Genomic DNA, 1,299 nt, shown 5'->3' with positions numbered 1-1,299 from the left:
ATGCTGCAGTTGCCGACAAGCTGCTCACCCCCGACATGGGCTGGCAGACGTTTGAAGGGATGATCGGCGGGGAGAATCCGCCCAATGTCGGGCCTGCCATCAACCACAACAAGTTCCTGGCCGGCAGTGTCAACGCCGCCCCCTTGCTGTTGTATAGCTATGGCAGTGGCGACCCCCGCCAGCTGGTCGAGCTCGATACCCTGGAACTGATCGACCTGTCGACCGGCGCCGTCATCAGCGCCAATGGCGACATGGTGCTCGGTCCCCGGGGCTGGTCACTGACCAACGGGGGATTCAACAATGAGAATAACAGCGTCGCCCTGAGCCCGGAGTTGATCAAGGTCCTGCTGCGTCCCGATGCGGTCAATGACCGCCTGACGCACTATGTCTACGACAAGGCTGGCCGGCTTATCCAGGAGGTTGTTGACACTACCAGACTTGAACTCACCACCCGTTTTGAATACGACGGAATGGGCAACCTGGTAACCAAGACCGATGCCAATCGTAACGCGACCCGTTTTGTCTATGACGCCATGGGTCGTCCGACTTTCAGCAGCGATGCGAATGGGGTGGTGACCGAGCAGCGCTATGACAGCATGGGGCGCGTAGTTGAGACCATTCGCTATGCCCAACCGGTCGACATCCACCGGCCTTTGGCCGAGGTGGTCAAACAATCGTTGGCCAGTCCCGGTGACCTGCGGACCCAGTGCACCTATGACGCTGCGGGCCGCAAGCTCACCGAGACGGTCGATCCCACAGGGCTAAAACTCACCACGCGGTTTGAGTACGATGCTCTGGGCAATGTGGTGGCGAAGTGGGATGCCAACCATACCGCCACTGCTTACACCTACGATGTGATGGGCCGCAAGCTCAGCGAGACGGTGGACCCCACCGGGCTAAAACTGACCACGCGGTACGACTACGACGCCCTAGGCAATGTGGCGACCCAATGGGACGCCAACGACAACGCCACCCGCTTTGCCTATGATGCGTTGGGCCGTCAGACCTTCAGTTGCGATGCGAATGGGGTGGTGACCGAGCAGCGCTATGACAGCCTGAGCCAAGTCACCGAGACGATACGCTACGCCAAGCCGGTCGACAGCAGCCGGCCCTTGGCCGAGGTGGTCAAGCAATCGTTGGCCAGTCCTGGTGACCTACGTACCCAGTACACCTACGATGCGATGGGCCGCAAGCTCACCGAAACGACCGACGCCATCGACATCCGCACCAACCCCGATGCCCCTACGCAGCGCGTGCAGCTGGTCACCCGGTTTGAATATGACAGCCAGGGCAACCTGA

At 60.5% G+C, this 1,299-nt stretch carries 1 protein-coding gene; it reads left to right on the top strand.

From position 1 onward, the window contains the following. Positions 1 to 1,299: hypothetical protein (locus CSQ89_RS21545; protein ID WP_308418205.1), on the top strand; the 1,299-nt coding region annotated here is incomplete at both ends.

The sequence above is a fragment of the Chitinimonas sp. BJB300 genome (genome assembly GCF_002735695.1).
GTDB lineage: Bacteria > Pseudomonadota > Gammaproteobacteria > Burkholderiales > Chitinimonadaceae > Chitinimonas.
Note: the sequence above shows the minus strand (reverse complement) of the source record. Positions and strands in the feature narration are given on the sequence as shown.